Raw genomic sequence first — 16,429 nt, 5'->3', positions numbered from 1 at the left:
ACGCATCAACCCGCCGCGACGATCGTGCCTTCGACCTCACCGAAGCCGACGCGATAGCCGTCGCCCTGGCACCAGCCGCGCATCAGCAGCGAATCGCCGTCTTCGAGGAACGAGCGCGTCACGCCGGCCGCGAGCTCGACCGGCTCGGCGCCGTTCCAGCTGATTTCGAGCAGGCTGCCGCGCTGATGCTTTTCCGGACCGGAGATCGTGCCGCTGCCGAGCAGATCGCCGACATTCATCGCGCAGCCGCTGGAGGCGTGGTGCACGAGCTGCTGCACCGACGACCAGTACATGTATTTGAAATTGGTGCTGCAGATCGTCTTCGCCTCGTTCATCGCACTGGTGCGCAATGCGACGCCGAGCTGCACGTCGTAATTGTTCGGCTGCGTCTGCTTCAGATAGGCCAGCGGCTGCGGCTCTTGCGCCGGCCCCTGCAGCCGGAACGGCTCCAGCGCCTCGCGCGTCACCACCCACGGGCTGATCGACGTCGCAAACGCCTTGGCCTGGAACGGGCCGAGCGGCACGTATTCCCACTGCTGGATGTCGCGGGCGCTCCAGTCGTTGAGGATGACGAAGCCGAAGATCATCTGTTCGGCCTGCTCCTCGGTGAGCATCTCGCCCATCGGCGAGGCCTGCCCGACCACGACGCCCATCTCCAGCTCGAAATCGAGCCGCTTGCAGGGGCCGAAGCTCGGCACCTCTGATGTCGGCGGCTTCAGCTGGCCGCGCGGCCGCCGCACCTTGGTGCCCGACACGACGACGGTCGAGGCGCGGCCGTTGTAGCCGATCGGCATGTGCAGCCAGTTCGGCTGCAGCGCATTGTCCTTGCCGCGGAACATGACGCCGACATTGGTGGCGTGCTCCTTCGACGAATAGAAATCGGTGTAGCCGGACACCGCAAACGGCATGTGCAGCTTGACATCGGCCATTGGCACCAGCGCCCGAGCGCGCAATTCCCTGTTGTCGCGCAGCTCCGGATGATCGGAGCGCAATAGCTCGCTGATCCGCGCCCGCGTCTTCGACCACACTTCCGGTCCGAGCGCCATGAAGGCGTTGAGCGAGCCCTGCGAGAACACGCCGAGCGGGCCGACGTCGAGCCGCGAGTCCTGCTCGAGCTCCCAGAGATCGAGCACATAGTCGCCGATCGCGACGCCGACGCGCGGCGCGAGGCCATCCTTCGAGGAGAACACGCCGTAGGGCAGGTTCTGGATCGGGAAGTCCGAAGTCGGCACGACGTCGATGAAGGAGCGGAGCGAGGGGTCGTTGGGGTGGGGCATGATCTCTCCAATCAGAAAGTCGTCATGCCCGGGCTTGACCCGGGCATCCATCTTCACGAAGAGGGATGGATCGCCGGGTCAAGCCCGGCGATGACGACCGACACAAATTCACGGCTTGTTCGGGTCGAACTTCTTTTCGAGTCCCTTCCAGCAATCCGAGTAATCATCCTGCAGCGTCGGCGACGTCGCGGCATGCTGGGTCACGCGCTGCGGGAAGCGAGTCTCGAACATGAAGGCCATCGTGCCGGTCAGCTTCACCGGCCTCAGCTCGCCGTTGCTGGCGTGCTCGAAGGCATCGCGGTCCGGGCCGTGCGGCAGCATGCAATTGTGCAGGCTGATACCTCCCGGCACGAAGCCCTTCGGCTTGGCGTCGTAGACGCCGTAGATCAGGCCCATGAACTCGCTCATGATGTTCATGTGGTACCACGGCGGGCGGAAGGTGTTGTCGGCCACCATCCAGCGCTCCGGGAAGATCACAAAGTCGATGTTGGCGGTGCCGGCGGTCTCCGACGGCGAGGTCAGCACCGTGAAGATCGACGGATCGGGGTGATCGAACGCGATCGCGCCGACCGGCGAGAAGGTGCGCAGGTCGTATTTGTAGGGCGCGTAATTGCCGTGCCAGGCGACCACGTCGATCGGCGAATGCGGCAGCGTGGTCCTGAACAGCGAGCCGCCCCATTTGACGTAGAGCTCGCTCGGCGTGTCCTTGTCCTCGTAGCTGGCGACCGGCGTCAGGAAATCGCGCGAATTGGCCAAGCAGTTGGCACCGATCGGGCCGCGCTCCGGCAGCGTGAAGGCGCCGCCGTAATTTTCGCAGAGATAACCTCGCGCCGGGCCGTTCGGAATCTCGACGCGGAACTTGACGCCGCGCGGGATCACCACGATCTCGCCCGGCTCGGCATCGATGCGGCCGAACTCGGTGACGAGGCGCAGATTGCCCTGCTGCAGCACGAACAGCATCTCGCCGTCGGCATTGTAGAAATGCTGGTCGACCATCGATTTGGTGATCAGGTAGACATGCGCCGCCATGCCGGCCTGGGTGTTGGCATCGCCCGCCGTGGTCATGGTCTGCACGCCCTGCAGGAAGGTCATGTCCTCCTGCGGGATCGGCGCCGGGTCCCAGCGCAGTTGCGCGATCGGCATGTCGTACTCATGGCAGGGCGCGGTGCGCCATAGCCCGCTATCTGCCTTGGCAAAGCGGCCGGAGTGCCGCACCGAGGGCCGGATGCGGTAGAGCCAGGAGCGCTCATTGGTGCCGCGCGGCGCCGTGAACGGCGAACCCGACAATTGCTCGGCATAGAGCCCATAGGCACAGCGCTGCGGCGAGTTGCGGCCCATCGGCAGCGCGCCGGGTAGCGCCTCGGTCTCGAAGCTGTTGCCGAAGCCGGACATGTAGCCCGGCGTCACCTGCGCGGTGCCGCGCACGATCTGATCAGGCGAGGTGTTGATGTTCATGACTATCCTCCTCCTTGCAGGGCGGCCCACATCTCCTGGTCGCGCTTGTCGGTCCAGATCACGGGGTCGTCGATCCCGGACGCCTCGTCATAGGCGCGCGAGACGTTGAACGGCAGGCAGTGCTCATAGATCGCGAAGCTCGAGAACTTCGGGTCCATCACCTCGCGCGTCGCCGCCATCGATTCCTTCAGCGTGCGGCCCTTGGCGACGGACGATTCGGCGGCGCCATAGAGCGTGGTGACGAAGTCACGGGTCATCGCGATCGCATCGCGTCCCGTGGCGAGGCCCTTCAGCGCGTCGCCGCGACCCGGCGCGATCGCCTTCGGATTGAAGGCGCGGATCTCGTTCAGCGTCATCGGCCATTCGCGCAAATGCGCGTCGCCGCAATAGCAGGCCGAGTGGTATTCGATGAGGTCACCCGAGAACATCACCTCGGCATCCGGCACCCAGGCGACGATGTCGCCGGAGGTGTGGCCGGCGCCGAGCTGCATCAGCCGCACCTCGCGCTTGCCGAGATAGATCGACATCTCGCCCTCGAAGGTCAGCGTCGGCCAGGTCAGGCCGGGAATGCTGGCGGCATCCTGGAACAGACGCGGGAAGCGGCCGTACTCGGAATCCCAGTCCTGCTGGCCACGCTCCTGGATCAGCCGGTGCGTCTCCTGCGAGGCGACGATGCCCTGCGCGTGATAGGCGGAGGCGCCGAGCACGCGCACCGCATGATAATGCGACAGCACGACATATTTGATCGGCTTGTCGGTGACGGTCTTGACCCGCTCGATCACCTTGTTCGCCATCGCCGGCGTCGCCTGCGCGTCGAACACCAGGCAGCCGTCGTCGCCGACGATCACGGCGGTGTTGGGATCGCCTTCCGCGGTGAACGCGTAGAGATCGGTGCCGATCTCGGAGAAGGTGACTTTTTTCTCCGCGAGGTCAGTGGTCGAAGCGAAACCTTTGGCCATCAGTTCAATCCTGTTCGTTCAAGAGCGTACTCCCCCGTTCTTACGGGAGAGGGTGGGGTGAGGGTCTGTCTCCGCACGAACGGTGACAGATGCGCCTGCGGAGACTCCCCCTCACCCGGAACGCATCTGACGATGCGCTCCGACCTCTCCCCGCAAGCGGGGCGAGGTGAGGCGGGGATCGCGGCACGATTTGATTCATCCAGACTCCGTCGACGACTTATTGCTGCTGCTGCTGCTGCTGCTGTTGCTGTTGCTGACTCGTGTCCAGCATCTGCCGCTTCGCCAGCGCGATCGCCTCGCGCAACACGTCGATGTCGCCGATGTGGTTGGCGAGCACCAGAACCAGTGCGGCATCGAGGTCGGCGCTCTGCGCGTCCGTCAAGCCGCGATGCGCCTCGACGACGGCGCGGAAGGCATCGTCGGGCCGTGCGAAGTTCGAACTGGTCGATAGCACCATGGCCAAACCTCAGTACACGCCGGATGCGCGCGCCAGCGCCGCATCGATCGCCGGCCGCTGCGCCTTGCGGAAGCGCGCCGCGACATAGCCGTCCGGCCGCAGCAGATATGCCGTGCCCGGCTCGGCGTCGTAGCGCTTGCCGGCAAGGCCCTGCGTATCCACGAAGCCATTCTCGCCGCCGATCCGGATCGTGCCGACGCCTTCGGGCACATCAGTGGCTGCGCCATTGGCAAACTCCAGCAGCGTGAAGCGCGTTCCCTGCCGGATGAAAACGTCGGTCAGATAAGTGGAACTGCCCTGCTCCGTCACCGGCGCATCCGGCATCGAGGCACCCGGCCGCGGGCCGCCGCGCCAGTCATCACCGTCGCCGGTCGAGAGCGGCGTATCGTAGACTGACGGCACCGACAGCCGCCCGCCATTGACCATGCGCTTGCCAAACTCGGTCTCCCTGGCAAGCGACAGCACGGCCTGACGCAGCCGCGCCTCCTGCCGCGTCACCGGGGCCATGAAATCGGTCGAGCGCGTCGACTCGCGGATGTTCTCGTCCGCCGCCGCGCTGCGTTCGACGTGATAGCTCTCCAGCAAGCCTTCCGGCGAGAGCCCGCGCAGCACGCGGTCGAGCTTCCACGCCAGATTCTCGGCATCCTCGAGCCCGGAATTGGCGCCGCGCGCGCCGAACGGCGAGACCTGGTGCGCGGAATCGCCGGCGAAGATCACGCGGCCGTGGATGAACTTCGCCATCCGCCGGCACTGGAACTTATAGAGCGAAATCCATTCGAACTCGAACTTGTCATGGCCGAGCATCCGCTCGATCCGCGGCCGGACATTCTCCGGCCGCTTCTCCACCGCCGGGTCGGCATCCGGATTGAGCTGCAAATCGATGCGCCAGATGTCGTCCGGCTGCTTGTGCAGCAGCGCCGAGCGCCCGGCGTGGAACGGCGGATCGAACCAGAACCAGCGCTCGGTCGGAAACGCCGCGGTCATCTTGACGTCGGCGATCAGGAACTGGTCCTCGAACACTTGGCCGGCGAAATCAGCGCCGACCATCTGCCGCAGCGACGAGCGTGCGCCGTCGCAGGCGATCACGAAAGCCGCGCGCACCTGGTAAGCGCCGTCGGGTGTCGCGATGGTCAGCGCGACGCCATTGTTGCGGCTCTCCAGCGCGATCACCTTGTTGCGCCAGCGCAGGTCGATGTCAGGCAACTGCTCGACCCGATCGACGAGGTAAGCCTCGGCATAGAATTGCTGCAGGTTGATGAAGGCCGGGCGCTTGTGGCCCTCCTCGGGCAGCAAATTGAACTGATAGAGTTGGGAGGCGCCGTGAAAGATCTTGCCGACGCTCCACACCACACCCTTGTCGACCATGCGGTCGCCGACGCCGAGGCGGTCCCAGAATTCCAGCGAGCGTTTCGAGAAGCAGATCGCGCGCGAGCCCTCGCCGATCCGGTCGGCATCGTCGAGCAGCACCACGCGCTGGCCGCGCTGCGCCAGATCGATCGCCAGCGACAGACCGACAGGGCCGGCGCCGACCACGACGACGGCATGCTCCGCGATATTGGCGCCGGTCCGGTCCTGGTCCGGATGGCGGCGATAGCCGAACTGGGTTCTGGCCTGTGCCGTATTGGCGTTTGCCATCGCGTGACCCCGGATGTTCCTTTGAGCGCTGGTCTCTTATTCCGTGTGACCGGCTTGCGGCCGGACCGCGACCTTGCTAAATTAGTCTCACATGCAACTATCTTAAACTCCCAGTCGGGCTCGCCGTCAACTCAAATTGGAGAGATTCTTGGCAAGGACTTCTGCTGGCCAGCCTCCGCTGCGACCACGCGGCGCGGTGGACGCGGAGCTGCGCGACGATGCCGCGGCGAGGAAGAAGCGCCTCGATCTCTTTCACTTCGTGCCGTTCCGCCTGAACCGGCTGGCGGCCGAGGTGTCGTCGGCGCTGTCGAGCGAATATCAGGCACGCTATGGTCTCGATATTCCGGAATGGCGCGTGCTGGCGACGCTCGGCTTCCGCAACGACGCCTGCAGCGCGCAATACATCGCGCATTGCACCCGCACCCATAAATCCACCATCAGCCGCGCCGTCTCGGCGCTAATGGAGCGCGAGATCGTGGAGCGCGTCGAGAATGAGGTCGACCGCCGCGAATTCCGCCTGCAGCTGACCAAGAAGGGCCAGGCCCTCTATGAAGAGCTGATCCCGCGCCTGCTGCGCAAGGAGCAGGAGATCCTCTCCTGCCTCACCGCCCAGGAGCGCCGCGACCTCGGCCGCCTGCTCGGCAAGGTCGAGCAGAGCCTCGAGCTGGTGCAGACCAGCGAAGAGGCGGACGCGAAGGACGCGTATTAGGCCTCGCTGTCACCCCAATCGTCGTCCCGACGAAGGCCGGGACCCATACTCCGCGCGCGACGTTGCAAGCGCAATTCGTCGTTCCGACACGGCGTAGTGAGCAGCATCGGTGGTAATGGGTCCCGGCCTTCGTCGGGACGACGCTGTGGTTGGTTACCTGCGTCAACGAATGCATCGCAATGACGGCGGAGAGAGTCACGCTTTATCGATATGCTTCGCGATCACGGGGAAATAATTGTCCTTCGATCCCTTGTCGATCGCCTCCTGCAGGATCGTGCCGATCAGTTCGGCGCCGCGGATCCTGATGCCGGCGGCGGCCGCCAGCTCCAGCGCGTAAGACAGATCCTTCAGCGCATAGTCGGTCGAGAATGCGCGCTCCGGAAACACGCCGGGCACGATCGCCTTCAGGCCGTGATTGCGCAGCGCAAAGCTGTCGGCCGAGCCCTTCGAGAGCGTTTCCAGCAGCAGCTTCGGATCGACGCCGTTGTGCTTCGCTACCGCGACGGCTTCCGCCAACGCGTTCACGGTCTCGAACAGGACCATGTTGTTGAGGATCTTGGTCACCTGCCCGGCGCCGACGTCGCCGCAATTGGTGACGTCGGTGGCAAAGCAGCGGATCAAGGGCTCGATCGCGGCATAGAGCGAAGGCGCCGCGCCGACCATCACGCTGAGCGTGCCGTCCTGCGCCGCCTGCCGCGTCCGCGCGATCGGCGCATCGGCCCAGGCCGCGCCCTTGGCCTGCAATTGGGCGGCGAAGTCGCGGGTCTGGCTGACCGAGGAGGTACCGAGATCGACCACGACTTGGCCGCCCCTGATGTTCTGCAAGATGCCGTCGCCCTCGAACACCGCGCGGACATGCTTGGCGCTGGGCAGGCACAGGAACACCAGATCGCTCTGCCTGATGACATCGGCGACCGAAGCCGCCGCCTCGGCGCCGTCGGCGCGCAACCGCTGCAGCGGCTCGGCCGCAAGGTCGAACGCGACGACGCGCTTGCCGCTCTTCTTGACGAGATTGCGGCAGATCGGCTCGCCCATCACGCCGAGGCCGATGAAGCCGAGAGTCTTGGTATTGGTCATATCGCTGCTTCTTCTTGACGTTTCTTTCTTGGATCGGGCCGCTACTTCGCGAACGAGCGCGACGGCGCCAGATGCAGCGCGAACGCGTCGACCTTGTCGCTGGCGCGCGGATAGATCTCGCTGACGATCGGATCGTGGCCGGGGATGAAGCGGTCGGGATGGCCGGCGAGCCGCTCGACCGTTTCCCAGCCCTGCGCCATGTCGCCGACATTGTAGACGATCGGGAATGGGCTGCGCTTCTGCAGGTTCGCGTAGTAATGCGCGGCGTCGGAGGCGAGCACGACCGGGCCGCGCGCGGTCTCGACCCGCACCACCTGCAGGCCGTCGGAATGGCCGCCGACGCGATGCACGGTGATTCCCGGCGCGACCTCGCCGTCGCCGGAATGGAAGGTGACGCGCTCGCCATAGACGTGACGCACCATCTGCGTGACATGTTCGACCGAGAACGGATGCCGCAGCATGCCGTTGCACATGCAGCGGCCGGTGGCGTAGCTCATCTCGCGCTCCTGCAGATGGAAGCGGGCGTTCGGGAAGCGGTCGAGGTTGCCGGCATGGTCGTAGTGCAAGTGAGTGACGATGACGTCGCGGATCGCGTCGGCGCTGACCCCGAAGCGGGCCAGCGCATCGACCGGATTGAGCGTCAGCTTGCGGGCGCGCGCCGCCGCCTCCTCGGCGTTGAAGCCGGTGTCGACCAGGATGTCGCGGCCGCGGCCGCGGACCAGCCAGACGAAATAATCGAGGTCCTGCGCGGCGCCGTCATGCGGATCGGGCACCAAGAAATTCATGTGGGGGGTGCGCGGCGACATCGTCGCATAGCGCAGGGCATAGATCTCGTAGGCGTTTCCCATCGGTTTCGCTCTTGTGTGCAAAGCTTGTTTGGCGCGGCTTGCTTGGCGTGACCTGCCGTCCGACACAAAGCCATCGCCGCGCGCAAAGGTCAAACGCGCACGACGGCGCCGGGCGCATGCCAGGGCCGCCCAGCCATCGTGAGAGCGGTCACATTTTGGGCCTGCCGGAACCTGAACCATGCAGGTGAGGCGGACGCGCGTGACGGCGACAACGCGATCTCGCCGCATCGCGATCAATTGTCGCAATTCGCGACGATACTCCAGGCCGTTGACGGGCTTTTGCGGTGGTTTGATAATGGATTTTCCGTGGGATAAGGTCGCCGGGGCGCGGGCTGGGATCGGCGCCATTTCATTTGGAATGCCGCGATCTGGATTGCCGCGATCATGAGAATCCGCCTTGCATTGCTTGCCACGCTGATTTTTTCGATCGCGTTGCCCGCGGCGTCCGTCGCTGCCGGCGATCGCTTTGCGCTGGTGATCGGCAACGCCAAATATCCCGACGCCGATGCGCCGCTGAAGGAGCCGATCAACGACGCGCGCGACGTTGCCGACGAGCTCAAGCGCGGCGGCTTCACCGTCGAGGTCGGCGAGAACCTGACCGGCGACGGCATGCGCCGCGCCTTCGACAAGCTCTATAGCAAGATCAAGCCCGGCGCGGTCGCACTGATCTTCTTCTCCGGCTACGGCATCCAGTCGAATCGGCAGAGCTACATGATCCCGGTCGACGCCCAGATCTGGGCCGAAGCCGACGTGCGCCGCGACGGCTTCAGCCTCGAGACCGTGCTCGGCGAGATCAACAGCCGCGGCGCCGGAGTCAAGATCGCGCTGATCGACGCCTCCCGCCGCAACCCGTTCGAGCGCCGCTTCCGCAGCTTCTCCGCCGGCCTTGCCCCGGTCATCGCGCCCAATGGAACATTGGTGATGTATTCGGCCGCGCTGTCGTCGGTGGTCTCCGACAATGGCAGCGACCACAGCCTGTTCGTGCGGGAACTCTTGAAGGAGATCCGCACCCCCGACCTGATGGCCGAGGAGACGCTGAACCGCACCCGGGTCGGCGTCACCCGCGCCTCGCGCCAGGAGCAAGTGCCGTGGATCTCGTCCTCGCTGGCCGAGGATTTCTCCTTCAGCCCGGGCGGCGGCACGCCGCAGCCGGAGAATGCCGCAGTTGCGGAAGCCGCCGCGACGCCGCCGCCACCGCCCCCAGCGCCGCCGGTTCAGACCGCGACCGCACCGACGTCGCCCGCGCAGACCGCAACGGCGCCGACACCGCCTCCGGCACCTCCGACCCAGACTGCGACAGCCGCGACGCCGCCTCCGGCCCCACCCGCGCCGTCGCAGAAGCCGGCCGAGATCACCCTGCCGCCACCGCCGCCTTCCGCGCCGACGGTGATCCAGACTGCGCCGTCGCAACCCAATCCGACCACCGCCGCGCTGGCCGACGATCCGACCATCAAGGGCCTGAGCGAAAAGCTGGATAAGAACCCCGACGATGCGGCGGCGCTGTACCGCCGCGGCCAGGTCTATGCCAGCAAGGGTGCCTATGAGCTCGCGGTCAAGGATTTCACCAATTCGCTGCGGTTGAACCCGAAGGACGTCGAGGCCTACAACAACCGCTGCTGGGTCCGCACCGTGATCGGCGACCTGCCGGCGGCGCTGAAGGATTGCAACGAGGCACTGCGGCTGCGGCCGAATTTCGTCGATGCGCTCGACAGCCGCGGGCTGATGAACCTGAAGAGCGGCCAGAACAAGAACGCCATCGCCGATTTCGACGCGGCCTTGAAGATCAACCCGCGACTGACCTCCTCGCTGTACGGGCGCGGCCTCGCCAAGAAGCGCAACGGCGCGATCGCGGAGGGCGATCTCGACATCGCCAATGCCAAGGCGATGGATCCGAACATCGTGAAGGAATTCGCCGAGTACGGCGTGCAGTGACGATAAAATCGGGCGCCGGCCCGCGACCGGCCTCGAACCACGGATAAAATCAGGCGACAAACCAGGAGTGTATCCCGGCCGACGCCGGCGATCGATCTGATTGGTTTGATGCACCGCGCGGCAAGCGCAAGGAGGGACCGACATGTTGAAGCCGTCCGCACCGGCAGCGATGCTGTCGATCGTGACCGTGGGCACCGCGCTGTCACTCGGAACGGTGGCGGCTCGCGCCGGCGATAACGTTACCGAAGACCAGATCCTGAGGGCGCTGACGCCGGAGAAGAAGCCGTTGACCCGCGGCCTGTCGGCCGGCCCGCAGACCTCGCCCGGACTGAGCGCCGAGCAGGCCAAGTTCGTGCAGAGCGTCCGCGGCCGCGCCACGCGTTCGCTGTCCTCGGCCGAACGCGAGGAGATCGCGACCATCGTCCAGGACAAGCCCAAGATCGATCTCGAGATCAACTTCGACTACAACTCGGCCGATATCAGCGCAAAATCGCTGGCCTCGGTGCAGGCGCTCGGCCGCGCGCTGGTCAATCCCGATCTGAAGGGCTCGACCTTCGTGGTCGCCGGCCATACCGATGCCGCCGGCGGCGAGGACTACAATCAGGGCCTCTCCGAGCGCCGCGCCGATGCCATCAAGCGTTATCTGGTCGACAAATACGGCATCAACGGCGCTGATCTCGTCACCGTCGGCTACGGCAAGAGCAAGCTGAAGGACCCCGGTCATCCACTGGCGGAAGTGAACCGCCGCGTGCAGGTCGTGAACATGGAAAACAAGGCCGCCGCGTCCAAATAATGGCGCGGCGTGATGGGCGTGGCGGGCCGGCTTTCTTTGAGGTTACAATGCGTTCCGCACCCTGCGGGACGCATTTGCTTTTGGCGTGGTTCGAGAGCAACCCGGAAGGGCGTCTAAAGGACCAAAACTAGGTAGCGCTCAAGCGGTCAAACGGCGAGCGGATGAGGTTCGAGAGTAGCGCATGACGTGCCAGGCACTTGGTTGATCCGGCGATGAACATTTCCCAATACCTCAAGCCGGCGCTCGGCACGGTGTTCTTTGTCGGCGTCGTCGTCGCCTATTACGCGTTCGAGCATCGCTCGCATCCCGAGCCGAAGGAGACGCCGGGCCAGGCGCTGGTGGTGGTGACGAAATCAACCAATGCCTGCTTCTCCGACATGGTCCGCGTCACCGGCTTCATCGTGCCGCGCCGCGAGGCACAGGTGAATGTCGACCAGGAGGGCTCCAAGGTCACCGACGTGCTGGTCCGCGAGGGCGACACCGTCACCGAGAACCAGGAGCTGGCGCGGCTCACGCCGCCGCCGCAACAGGCCGCACAGGGCAACGCCAAGCCGATCTCGCTGCGCGCCCCCGCAGCCGGCCTCATTACCGAAGTGCGCACTGCGGCCGGCGCGCCGGCTTCGCCGCAGGCGCCGCCGATGTTCAAGATCTCGATCAACAACGAGATCGAGCTCGACGCCGAGGTGCCCGGCTTCCAGCTTTTAAAACTCAATCCCGGCGCCACGGTGCGGATCAGCCGCGACGATGCGCCCGACATGGTCGGCAAGGTGCGCCAGATCTCGCCGCAGATCGACCGCACTACCCAGCTCGGGCATGTCCGCATCTCCCTGAACAACAATCCGACGCTGAAGGTCGGCATGTTCGCGCGCGCCAATATCGATGCCAAGCGCTCCTGCGGCGTCGCCGTGCCGCGCACCGCGATCGACCGCCTGACCTTGCAGGTCGTAAAGGGCAACACGGTCGAGACCCGCCGCGTTCGCGTCGGGCTGACCTCGGAAACCTCGACCGAAATCCTTGAAGGCCTCGATGTCGGCGAAATCGTCGTGGCCGATGCTGGCACCTCGCTGCATGACGGCGACCAGATCAGGACCATGTTCGCCGACGAACTCGATCGCACCCGGTCACGGTAATCGGACACACCAATGGCTTTGAACATCTCGGCATGGTCGATCCGGAACCCGCTGCCCTCGATCGTTTTCTCCATCATCCTCTTGGCGCTGGGCTGGACCTCCTTCACCAAGCTCGCGGTGACGCGGCTGCCGAGCGCCGACATCCCGGTGATCTCGGTCGTGGTCTCGCAGTTCGGCGCCGCGCCGTCGGAGCTTGAATCGCAGGTTACCAAGACCATCGAGGACGGCGTCTCCGGCGTTGAAGGCGTGCGTCACATTTCGTCGTCGATCACCGACGGCCTGTCGGTCACCACGATCCAGTTCGCGCTGGAGACCAACACCGACCGCGCGCTGAACGACGTCAAGGACGCAGTCACCCGTGTGCGCGCCAACCTGCCGCAAAACGTCACCGAGCCCTTGATCCAGCGCGTCGACGTGATCGGCCTGCCGATCGTCACCTACGCCGCGATCTCGCCCGGCAAGACGCCGGAACAGCTCTCTTATTTCGTCGACGACGTGGTCAAGCGCGCGTTGCAGGGCGTGCGCGGCGTCGCCCAGGTCGAGCGCATCGGCGGCGTCGAGCGCGAGATCCTGGTCTCGCTCGATCCGGACAAGCTGCAGGCGGTGGGGCTCACCGCGGTCAATGTCAGCCAGATCTTGCGCGGTACCAATGTCGACGTCGCCGGCGGCCGCGCCGAGATCGGCAAGAACGACCAGGCGATCCGCACCCTGGCCGGCGCCAAGACGCTGAACGAGCTCGCCGGCACAATGATCCCGCTGTTCGGCGGCGGCGAGGTGCGGCTCGACGATCTCGGCACCGTCACCGACACCATCGCCGACCGCCGCACCTTCGCCCGCTTCAACGGCGAGCCGGTGGTGGCGCTGGGCATCAAGCGCTCCAAGGGCGCCAGCGACGTCGTGGTCGCCGCTGCTGTGCAGAAGCGCATCGAGGCGCTGAAAGCGGCCTATCCGGACGTCGACCTCAAGCTGATCGACACCTCGGTCGAATTCACCAAGGGCAATTACGAAGCGGCGATCTCGACCTTGTTCGAGGGCGCGATCCTCGCCGTCATCATCGTGCTGCTGTTCCTGCGCGACTTCAGGGCGACGATCATCGCGGCAGTCTCGCTGCCGCTGTCGATCTTCCCGGCGTTCTGGGCGATGGACCTGCTCGGCTTCTCGCTCAACCTCGTCTCCTTCCTTGCCATCACGCTGTCGACCGGCATCCTGGTCGACGACGCCATCGTCGAGATCGAGAACATCGTCCGCCACATGCGGATGGGCAAATCGCCTTACCGTGCCGCACTCGAGGCGGCCGACGAGATCGGCCTTGCGGTGATCGCGATCTCGCTGACCATCATCGCGATCTTCGCACCGGCAAGCTTCATGTCCGGCATCGCCGGGCAGTTCTTCAAGCAGTTCGGCATCACCGTGTCGGTGCAGGTGTTCTTCTCGCTGCTCGCCGCCCGCTTCGTGACGCCGATGCTGGCTGCCTATTTTCTCAAGCACCATGACCATGATGAGCCGCCGCCCGGCTTCATCCTGCGCAACTATCACAGCCTGGTCGCCTGGTCGGTGAAGCACTACTTCATCACCGTGCTGATCGGCTTTGCGGTGTTCGCCGCCTCGATCTGGAGTATCACGCTGCTGCCGCAGGGCTTCCTGCCGGCGCAGGACACCGCGCGCTCGCTGCTGGCGATGGAGCTGCCGCCCGGATCGCAGCTGGCCTATACCGAGAAGGTCACCGAAGAGATCGTGACGCGGCTGCGCAAGCGGCCCGAGGTCCGCAGCGTGTTCGTCGACGGCGGCCGCGTGCCGCCCGGCACGCAGGAGGTGCGCCGCGCCGCGCTGATCATCAACTACACGCCGAAGGCGGACCGCAAGATTACCCAGCGCGCGCTCGAACTCTCGATCGGCAGGGAGCTCGAGAACGTCCCCGACATCAGGTTCTGGTTCCTCGACGAGAACGGCCTGCGCGCGATCTCGCTGGTCGTCACCGGCACCGACAGCAACATCGTCAACAATGTCGCCAGCGAGCTGGCGACGCAGATGAAGCGGATTCCGATCATTGCCAACGTGATCTCGGAGACAGCGCTCGACCGGCCCGAGCTGCGCATCCGCCCGCGGGCGGAGCTGGCCGCACGGCTCGGCGTCTCGACCGAGAGCCTGTCGCAGACGATCCGCGTCGCGACGATCGGCGATGTCGGCCCGGCGCTGGCGAAGTTCGACGCCGGCGACCGCCAGGTGCCGATCCGCGTCCAGCTCGAGGACAGCGCGCGCAGCGACCTGCAGATGCTGGAACAGCTGCGCGTGCCGCTCGGCCAGCGCGGCGAGCGCGGCGGCGTGCCTCTGTCGGTGATCGCCGATATCCAGCTCGACCAGGGCCCGACCAGCATCAACCGCTACGATCGCGAGCGGCAGGCCACGGTCGCCGCCGACCTCGTCGGCACCGCGGCGCTCGGCGATGCCACCAGGCTGATCTACGACCTGCCCGTGATGAAGGGCCTGCCCAAGGGCGTGAAGGTCTCACCATCAGGCGACGCCGAGAGCCTCAACGAATTGTCCGACGGCTTCGCCACCGCCATCACCGCCGGCCTGATGATGGTCTATGCGGTGCTGGTGCTGCTGTTCGGCACCTTCCTGCAGCCGATCACCATCCTGTTTTCGCTGCCGCTGTCGATCGGCGGCGCGATCATCGCGCTGCTGCTCACTGGCAAGCAGCTCACCACGCCGGTGTGGATCGGCATCTTGATGCTGATGGGCATCGTCACCAAGAACGCCATCATGCTGGTGGAGTTCGCCATCGAGGCGATCCGCGACGGTAAGACGCGCGAGGATGCGATGATCGACGCCGGCATGAAGCGCGCGCGACCGATCGTGATGACCACGATCGCGATGGTCGCCGGCATGATGCCCTCGGCGCTGGCATTCGGCGCCGGCGGCGAGTTCCGTTCACCGATGGCGCTCGCAGTGATCGGCGGCCTGCTGTTCTCGACGGTGCTGTCGCTGGTGTTCGTGCCGGCGATGTTCATGGTGATGGACGATATCGGCAGCCTGTTCTGGCGCTTCGGCAAGCGGCTCGTGGTCTCCCACGCCGACCACGAGCTGAGCCCGAACGCGCAAGACCAGAAGCCGCCGAAGGGACTGTCGCCCGCGGCCGAGTGACGGCGGCGATACCCGGAAAATCAAAACCCCTGCGGTCAACGGGAAGGACCGCAGGGGTTTGCAGGTGGATGGCGTGAGGCCAGCAAGGACTGGGTGTCACCCCAAGGACCCGCGTCCAGATCAAAGCGATCCGGACTGGTTCCGGCAAGCAAGTCTTTTGTGCATCAGCTGCGCATTGCATACGCAAGCGAAGCGCGGCCCGCGAAGCGATTCAATTTTCCCGCGCGCGTTGCAGGTGACGCTTAATCGTTGCGCGCCACCGCCGACAGCTTGGTCATGTTGTGCAGGAGGATGCGCCCGCGTTGCAGGTCGACGATGCCGTCCCTGCGCCAGCTCTGTAGCTGGCGGTTGACGCTCTCGCGCGCCGCGCCGACGAACACGCCGAGCTGCTCCTGCGAGATGTGCACCTCGGAGCCGAAATCCTCGGCCAGCGCGCATAGCCGCCGCGCCAGCCGCACCGGCAGCGGCTGCAGCACGGATTCTTCCATCCGCTCGCTTTGCCAGCGGATGCGCTGGCACAGCAATTCGATCAGCTTCACCGCGACCTTCGGCTCGCGTTCGAGGAAGGCAAGAAAATCCTCCCGCCGCAGCACGAACAATTCGCTCGTCTCGGCCGCGGTCGCGTCCGCGGTGCGGTCCTGGCCGTCGAGCACCGCGACCTCGCCGAATAGGTCGCCGGGGCCCATGAAGTTCAGCGTCAGCCGGCTGCCGTCGGAGGCGCCGGTCTCGATCCGGATCTGGCCGCGGCGGACCCCGAACAAGGCATCGCCGGGATCGCCCTTCTGGAACAGCATCTCGCCGGCTGCGACCTGCTGGGTATGGCAAAGATTTGAGAGCCGCTGCAATTCGTCCGCACCGAGGTCCGCGAACATGGGGTTCATCTTCAAAATGACCGCAAATTCGGCCTGTTTGCTCATTGTACTGCCTTCCAAATCGATGTCTGCGCAGTCCCCGCCACGCGGTTAGCAAAATTCACCCTCATGGAAGTGTGTCACGGATCACATAAGTTCATG

General features: G+C 65.4%; 12 protein-coding genes and 1 pseudogene. 5 read left to right on the top strand and 8 right to left on the bottom strand.

What is annotated here, in order from left to right; translation table 11 throughout:
- Window positions 1–5 precede the first annotated feature (5 nt).
- From fahA to J6500_RS20505, 5 genes are all read right to left on the bottom strand, one after another.
- The gene (gene fahA, locus J6500_RS20525) at window positions 6–1,277 is read right to left on the bottom strand and encodes a fumarylacetoacetase (protein ID WP_225714506.1); all 1,272 of its coding nucleotides are present in this window, start codon (window positions 1,275–1,277) and stop codon (window positions 6–8) included.
- A 108-nt stretch (window positions 1,278–1,385) separates the two neighbouring features.
- Window positions 1,386–2,732 carry a homogentisate 1,2-dioxygenase gene (gene hmgA, locus J6500_RS20520; RefSeq protein ID WP_225714505.1) on the bottom strand — a complete coding sequence of 449 codons (1,347 nt, stop codon included), beginning with the start codon at window positions 2,730–2,732 and terminating at the stop codon, window positions 1,386–1,388.
- Between the two features lie 2 nt (window positions 2,733–2,734).
- Window positions 2,735–3,691, bottom strand: coding sequence for an MBL fold metallo-hydrolase (locus tag J6500_RS20515; RefSeq protein WP_225714504.1), 957 nt, complete (start codon window positions 3,689–3,691; stop codon window positions 2,735–2,737).
- Window positions 3,692–3,908: 217 nt separating this feature from the next.
- The gene (locus J6500_RS20510; RefSeq protein WP_225714503.1) at window positions 3,909–4,148 is read right to left on the bottom strand and encodes a DUF2783 domain-containing protein; all 240 of its coding nucleotides are present in this window, start codon (window positions 4,146–4,148) and stop codon (window positions 3,909–3,911) included.
- A 9-nt stretch (window positions 4,149–4,157) separates the two neighbouring features.
- Window positions 4,158–5,783 (bottom strand): FAD-dependent oxidoreductase, encoded by a 1,626-nt coding sequence (locus J6500_RS20505; protein WP_225714502.1) that lies wholly within the window; start codon window positions 5,781–5,783, stop codon window positions 4,158–4,160.
- Window positions 5,784–5,931: 148 nt separating this feature from the next.
- Between J6500_RS20505 and J6500_RS20500 the strand changes: the two genes are divergently transcribed.
- A complete protein-coding gene (locus J6500_RS20500; protein ID WP_376707833.1) occupies window positions 5,932–6,492 on the top strand; it encodes a MarR family winged helix-turn-helix transcriptional regulator in 561 nt (186 codons plus the stop codon).
- Between the two features lie 195 nt (window positions 6,493–6,687).
- On the opposite strand, the pseudogene J6500_RS20495 reads toward J6500_RS20500, so the two are convergent.
- Both J6500_RS20495 and J6500_RS20490 read right to left on the bottom strand, forming a co-directional pair.
- A pseudogene (locus J6500_RS20495) lies at window positions 6,688–7,596 on the bottom strand (NAD(P)-dependent oxidoreductase); the annotation flags it as partial.
- Window positions 7,597–7,610: 14 nt separating this feature from the next.
- A complete protein-coding gene (locus J6500_RS20490) occupies window positions 7,611–8,417 on the bottom strand; it encodes an N-acyl homoserine lactonase family protein (RefSeq protein ID WP_225714500.1) in 807 nt (268 codons plus the stop codon).
- Between the two features lie 384 nt (window positions 8,418–8,801).
- Between J6500_RS20490 and J6500_RS20485 the strand changes: the two genes are divergently transcribed.
- The 4 genes from J6500_RS20485 (at window position 8,802) to J6500_RS20470 (ending at window position 15,416) form a co-directional block, all read left to right on the top strand.
- Window positions 8,802–10,349 carry a caspase family protein gene (locus J6500_RS20485; protein ID WP_225714499.1) on the top strand — a complete coding sequence of 516 codons (1,548 nt, stop codon included), beginning with the start codon at window positions 8,802–8,804 and terminating at the stop codon, window positions 10,347–10,349.
- Between the two features lie 142 nt (window positions 10,350–10,491).
- Window positions 10,492–11,142, top strand: coding sequence for an OmpA family protein (locus J6500_RS20480; protein WP_225714498.1), 651 nt, complete (start codon window positions 10,492–10,494; stop codon window positions 11,140–11,142).
- 212 nt (window positions 11,143–11,354) lie between these two features.
- A complete protein-coding gene (locus J6500_RS20475) occupies window positions 11,355–12,272 on the top strand; it encodes an efflux RND transporter periplasmic adaptor subunit (RefSeq protein ID WP_225714497.1) in 918 nt (305 codons plus the stop codon).
- 12 nt (window positions 12,273–12,284) lie between these two features.
- The gene (locus J6500_RS20470) at window positions 12,285–15,416 is read left to right on the top strand and encodes an efflux RND transporter permease subunit (RefSeq protein WP_225714496.1); all 3,132 of its coding nucleotides are present in this window, start codon (window positions 12,285–12,287) and stop codon (window positions 15,414–15,416) included.
- Window positions 15,417–15,658: 242 nt separating this feature from the next.
- Here the strand turns inward: J6500_RS20470 and J6500_RS20465 are convergent, their stop codons facing one another.
- A complete protein-coding gene (locus J6500_RS20465; RefSeq protein WP_225714495.1) occupies window positions 15,659–16,333 on the bottom strand; it encodes a Crp/Fnr family transcriptional regulator in 675 nt (224 codons plus the stop codon).
- Between the last annotated feature and the right edge of the window lie 96 nt (window positions 16,334–16,429).

The sequence above is a fragment of the Bradyrhizobium semiaridum genome, assembly GCF_020329505.1.
Classification (GTDB): domain Bacteria; phylum Pseudomonadota; class Alphaproteobacteria; order Rhizobiales; family Xanthobacteraceae; genus Bradyrhizobium; species Bradyrhizobium semiaridum.
This window is presented reverse-complemented; position numbering and strand designations above follow the sequence as displayed.

Bases quoted from the DNA above. Each gene is read 5' to 3' on its own strand.
- fahA (WP_225714506.1), bottom strand. From the start codon at position 1,277: ATGCCCCACCCCAACGACCCCTCGCTCCGCTCCTTCATCGACGTCGTG.
- hmgA (WP_225714505.1), bottom strand. From the start codon at position 2,732: ATGAACATCAACACCTCGCCTGATCAGATCGTGCGCGGCACCGCGCAG.
- J6500_RS20515 (WP_225714504.1), bottom strand. From the start codon at position 3,691: ATGGCCAAAGGTTTCGCTTCGACCACTGACCTCGCGGAGAAAAAAGTC.
- J6500_RS20510 (WP_225714503.1), bottom strand. From the start codon at position 4,148: ATGGTGCTATCGACCAGTTCGAACTTCGCACGGCCCGACGATGCCTTC.
- J6500_RS20505 (WP_225714502.1), bottom strand. From the start codon at position 5,783: ATGGCAAACGCCAATACGGCACAGGCCAGAACCCAGTTCGGCTATCGC.
- J6500_RS20490 (WP_225714500.1), bottom strand. From the start codon at position 8,417: ATGGGAAACGCCTACGAGATCTATGCCCTGCGCTATGCGACGATGTCG.
- J6500_RS20485 (WP_225714499.1), top strand. From the start codon at position 8,802: ATGAGAATCCGCCTTGCATTGCTTGCCACGCTGATTTTTTCGATCGCG.
- J6500_RS20480 (WP_225714498.1), top strand. From the start codon at position 10,492: ATGTTGAAGCCGTCCGCACCGGCAGCGATGCTGTCGATCGTGACCGTG.
- J6500_RS20475 (WP_225714497.1), top strand. From the start codon at position 11,355: ATGAACATTTCCCAATACCTCAAGCCGGCGCTCGGCACGGTGTTCTTT.
- J6500_RS20470 (WP_225714496.1), top strand. From the start codon at position 12,285: ATGGCTTTGAACATCTCGGCATGGTCGATCCGGAACCCGCTGCCCTCG.
- J6500_RS20465 (WP_225714495.1), bottom strand. From the start codon at position 16,333: ATGAGCAAACAGGCCGAATTTGCGGTCATTTTGAAGATGAACCCCATG.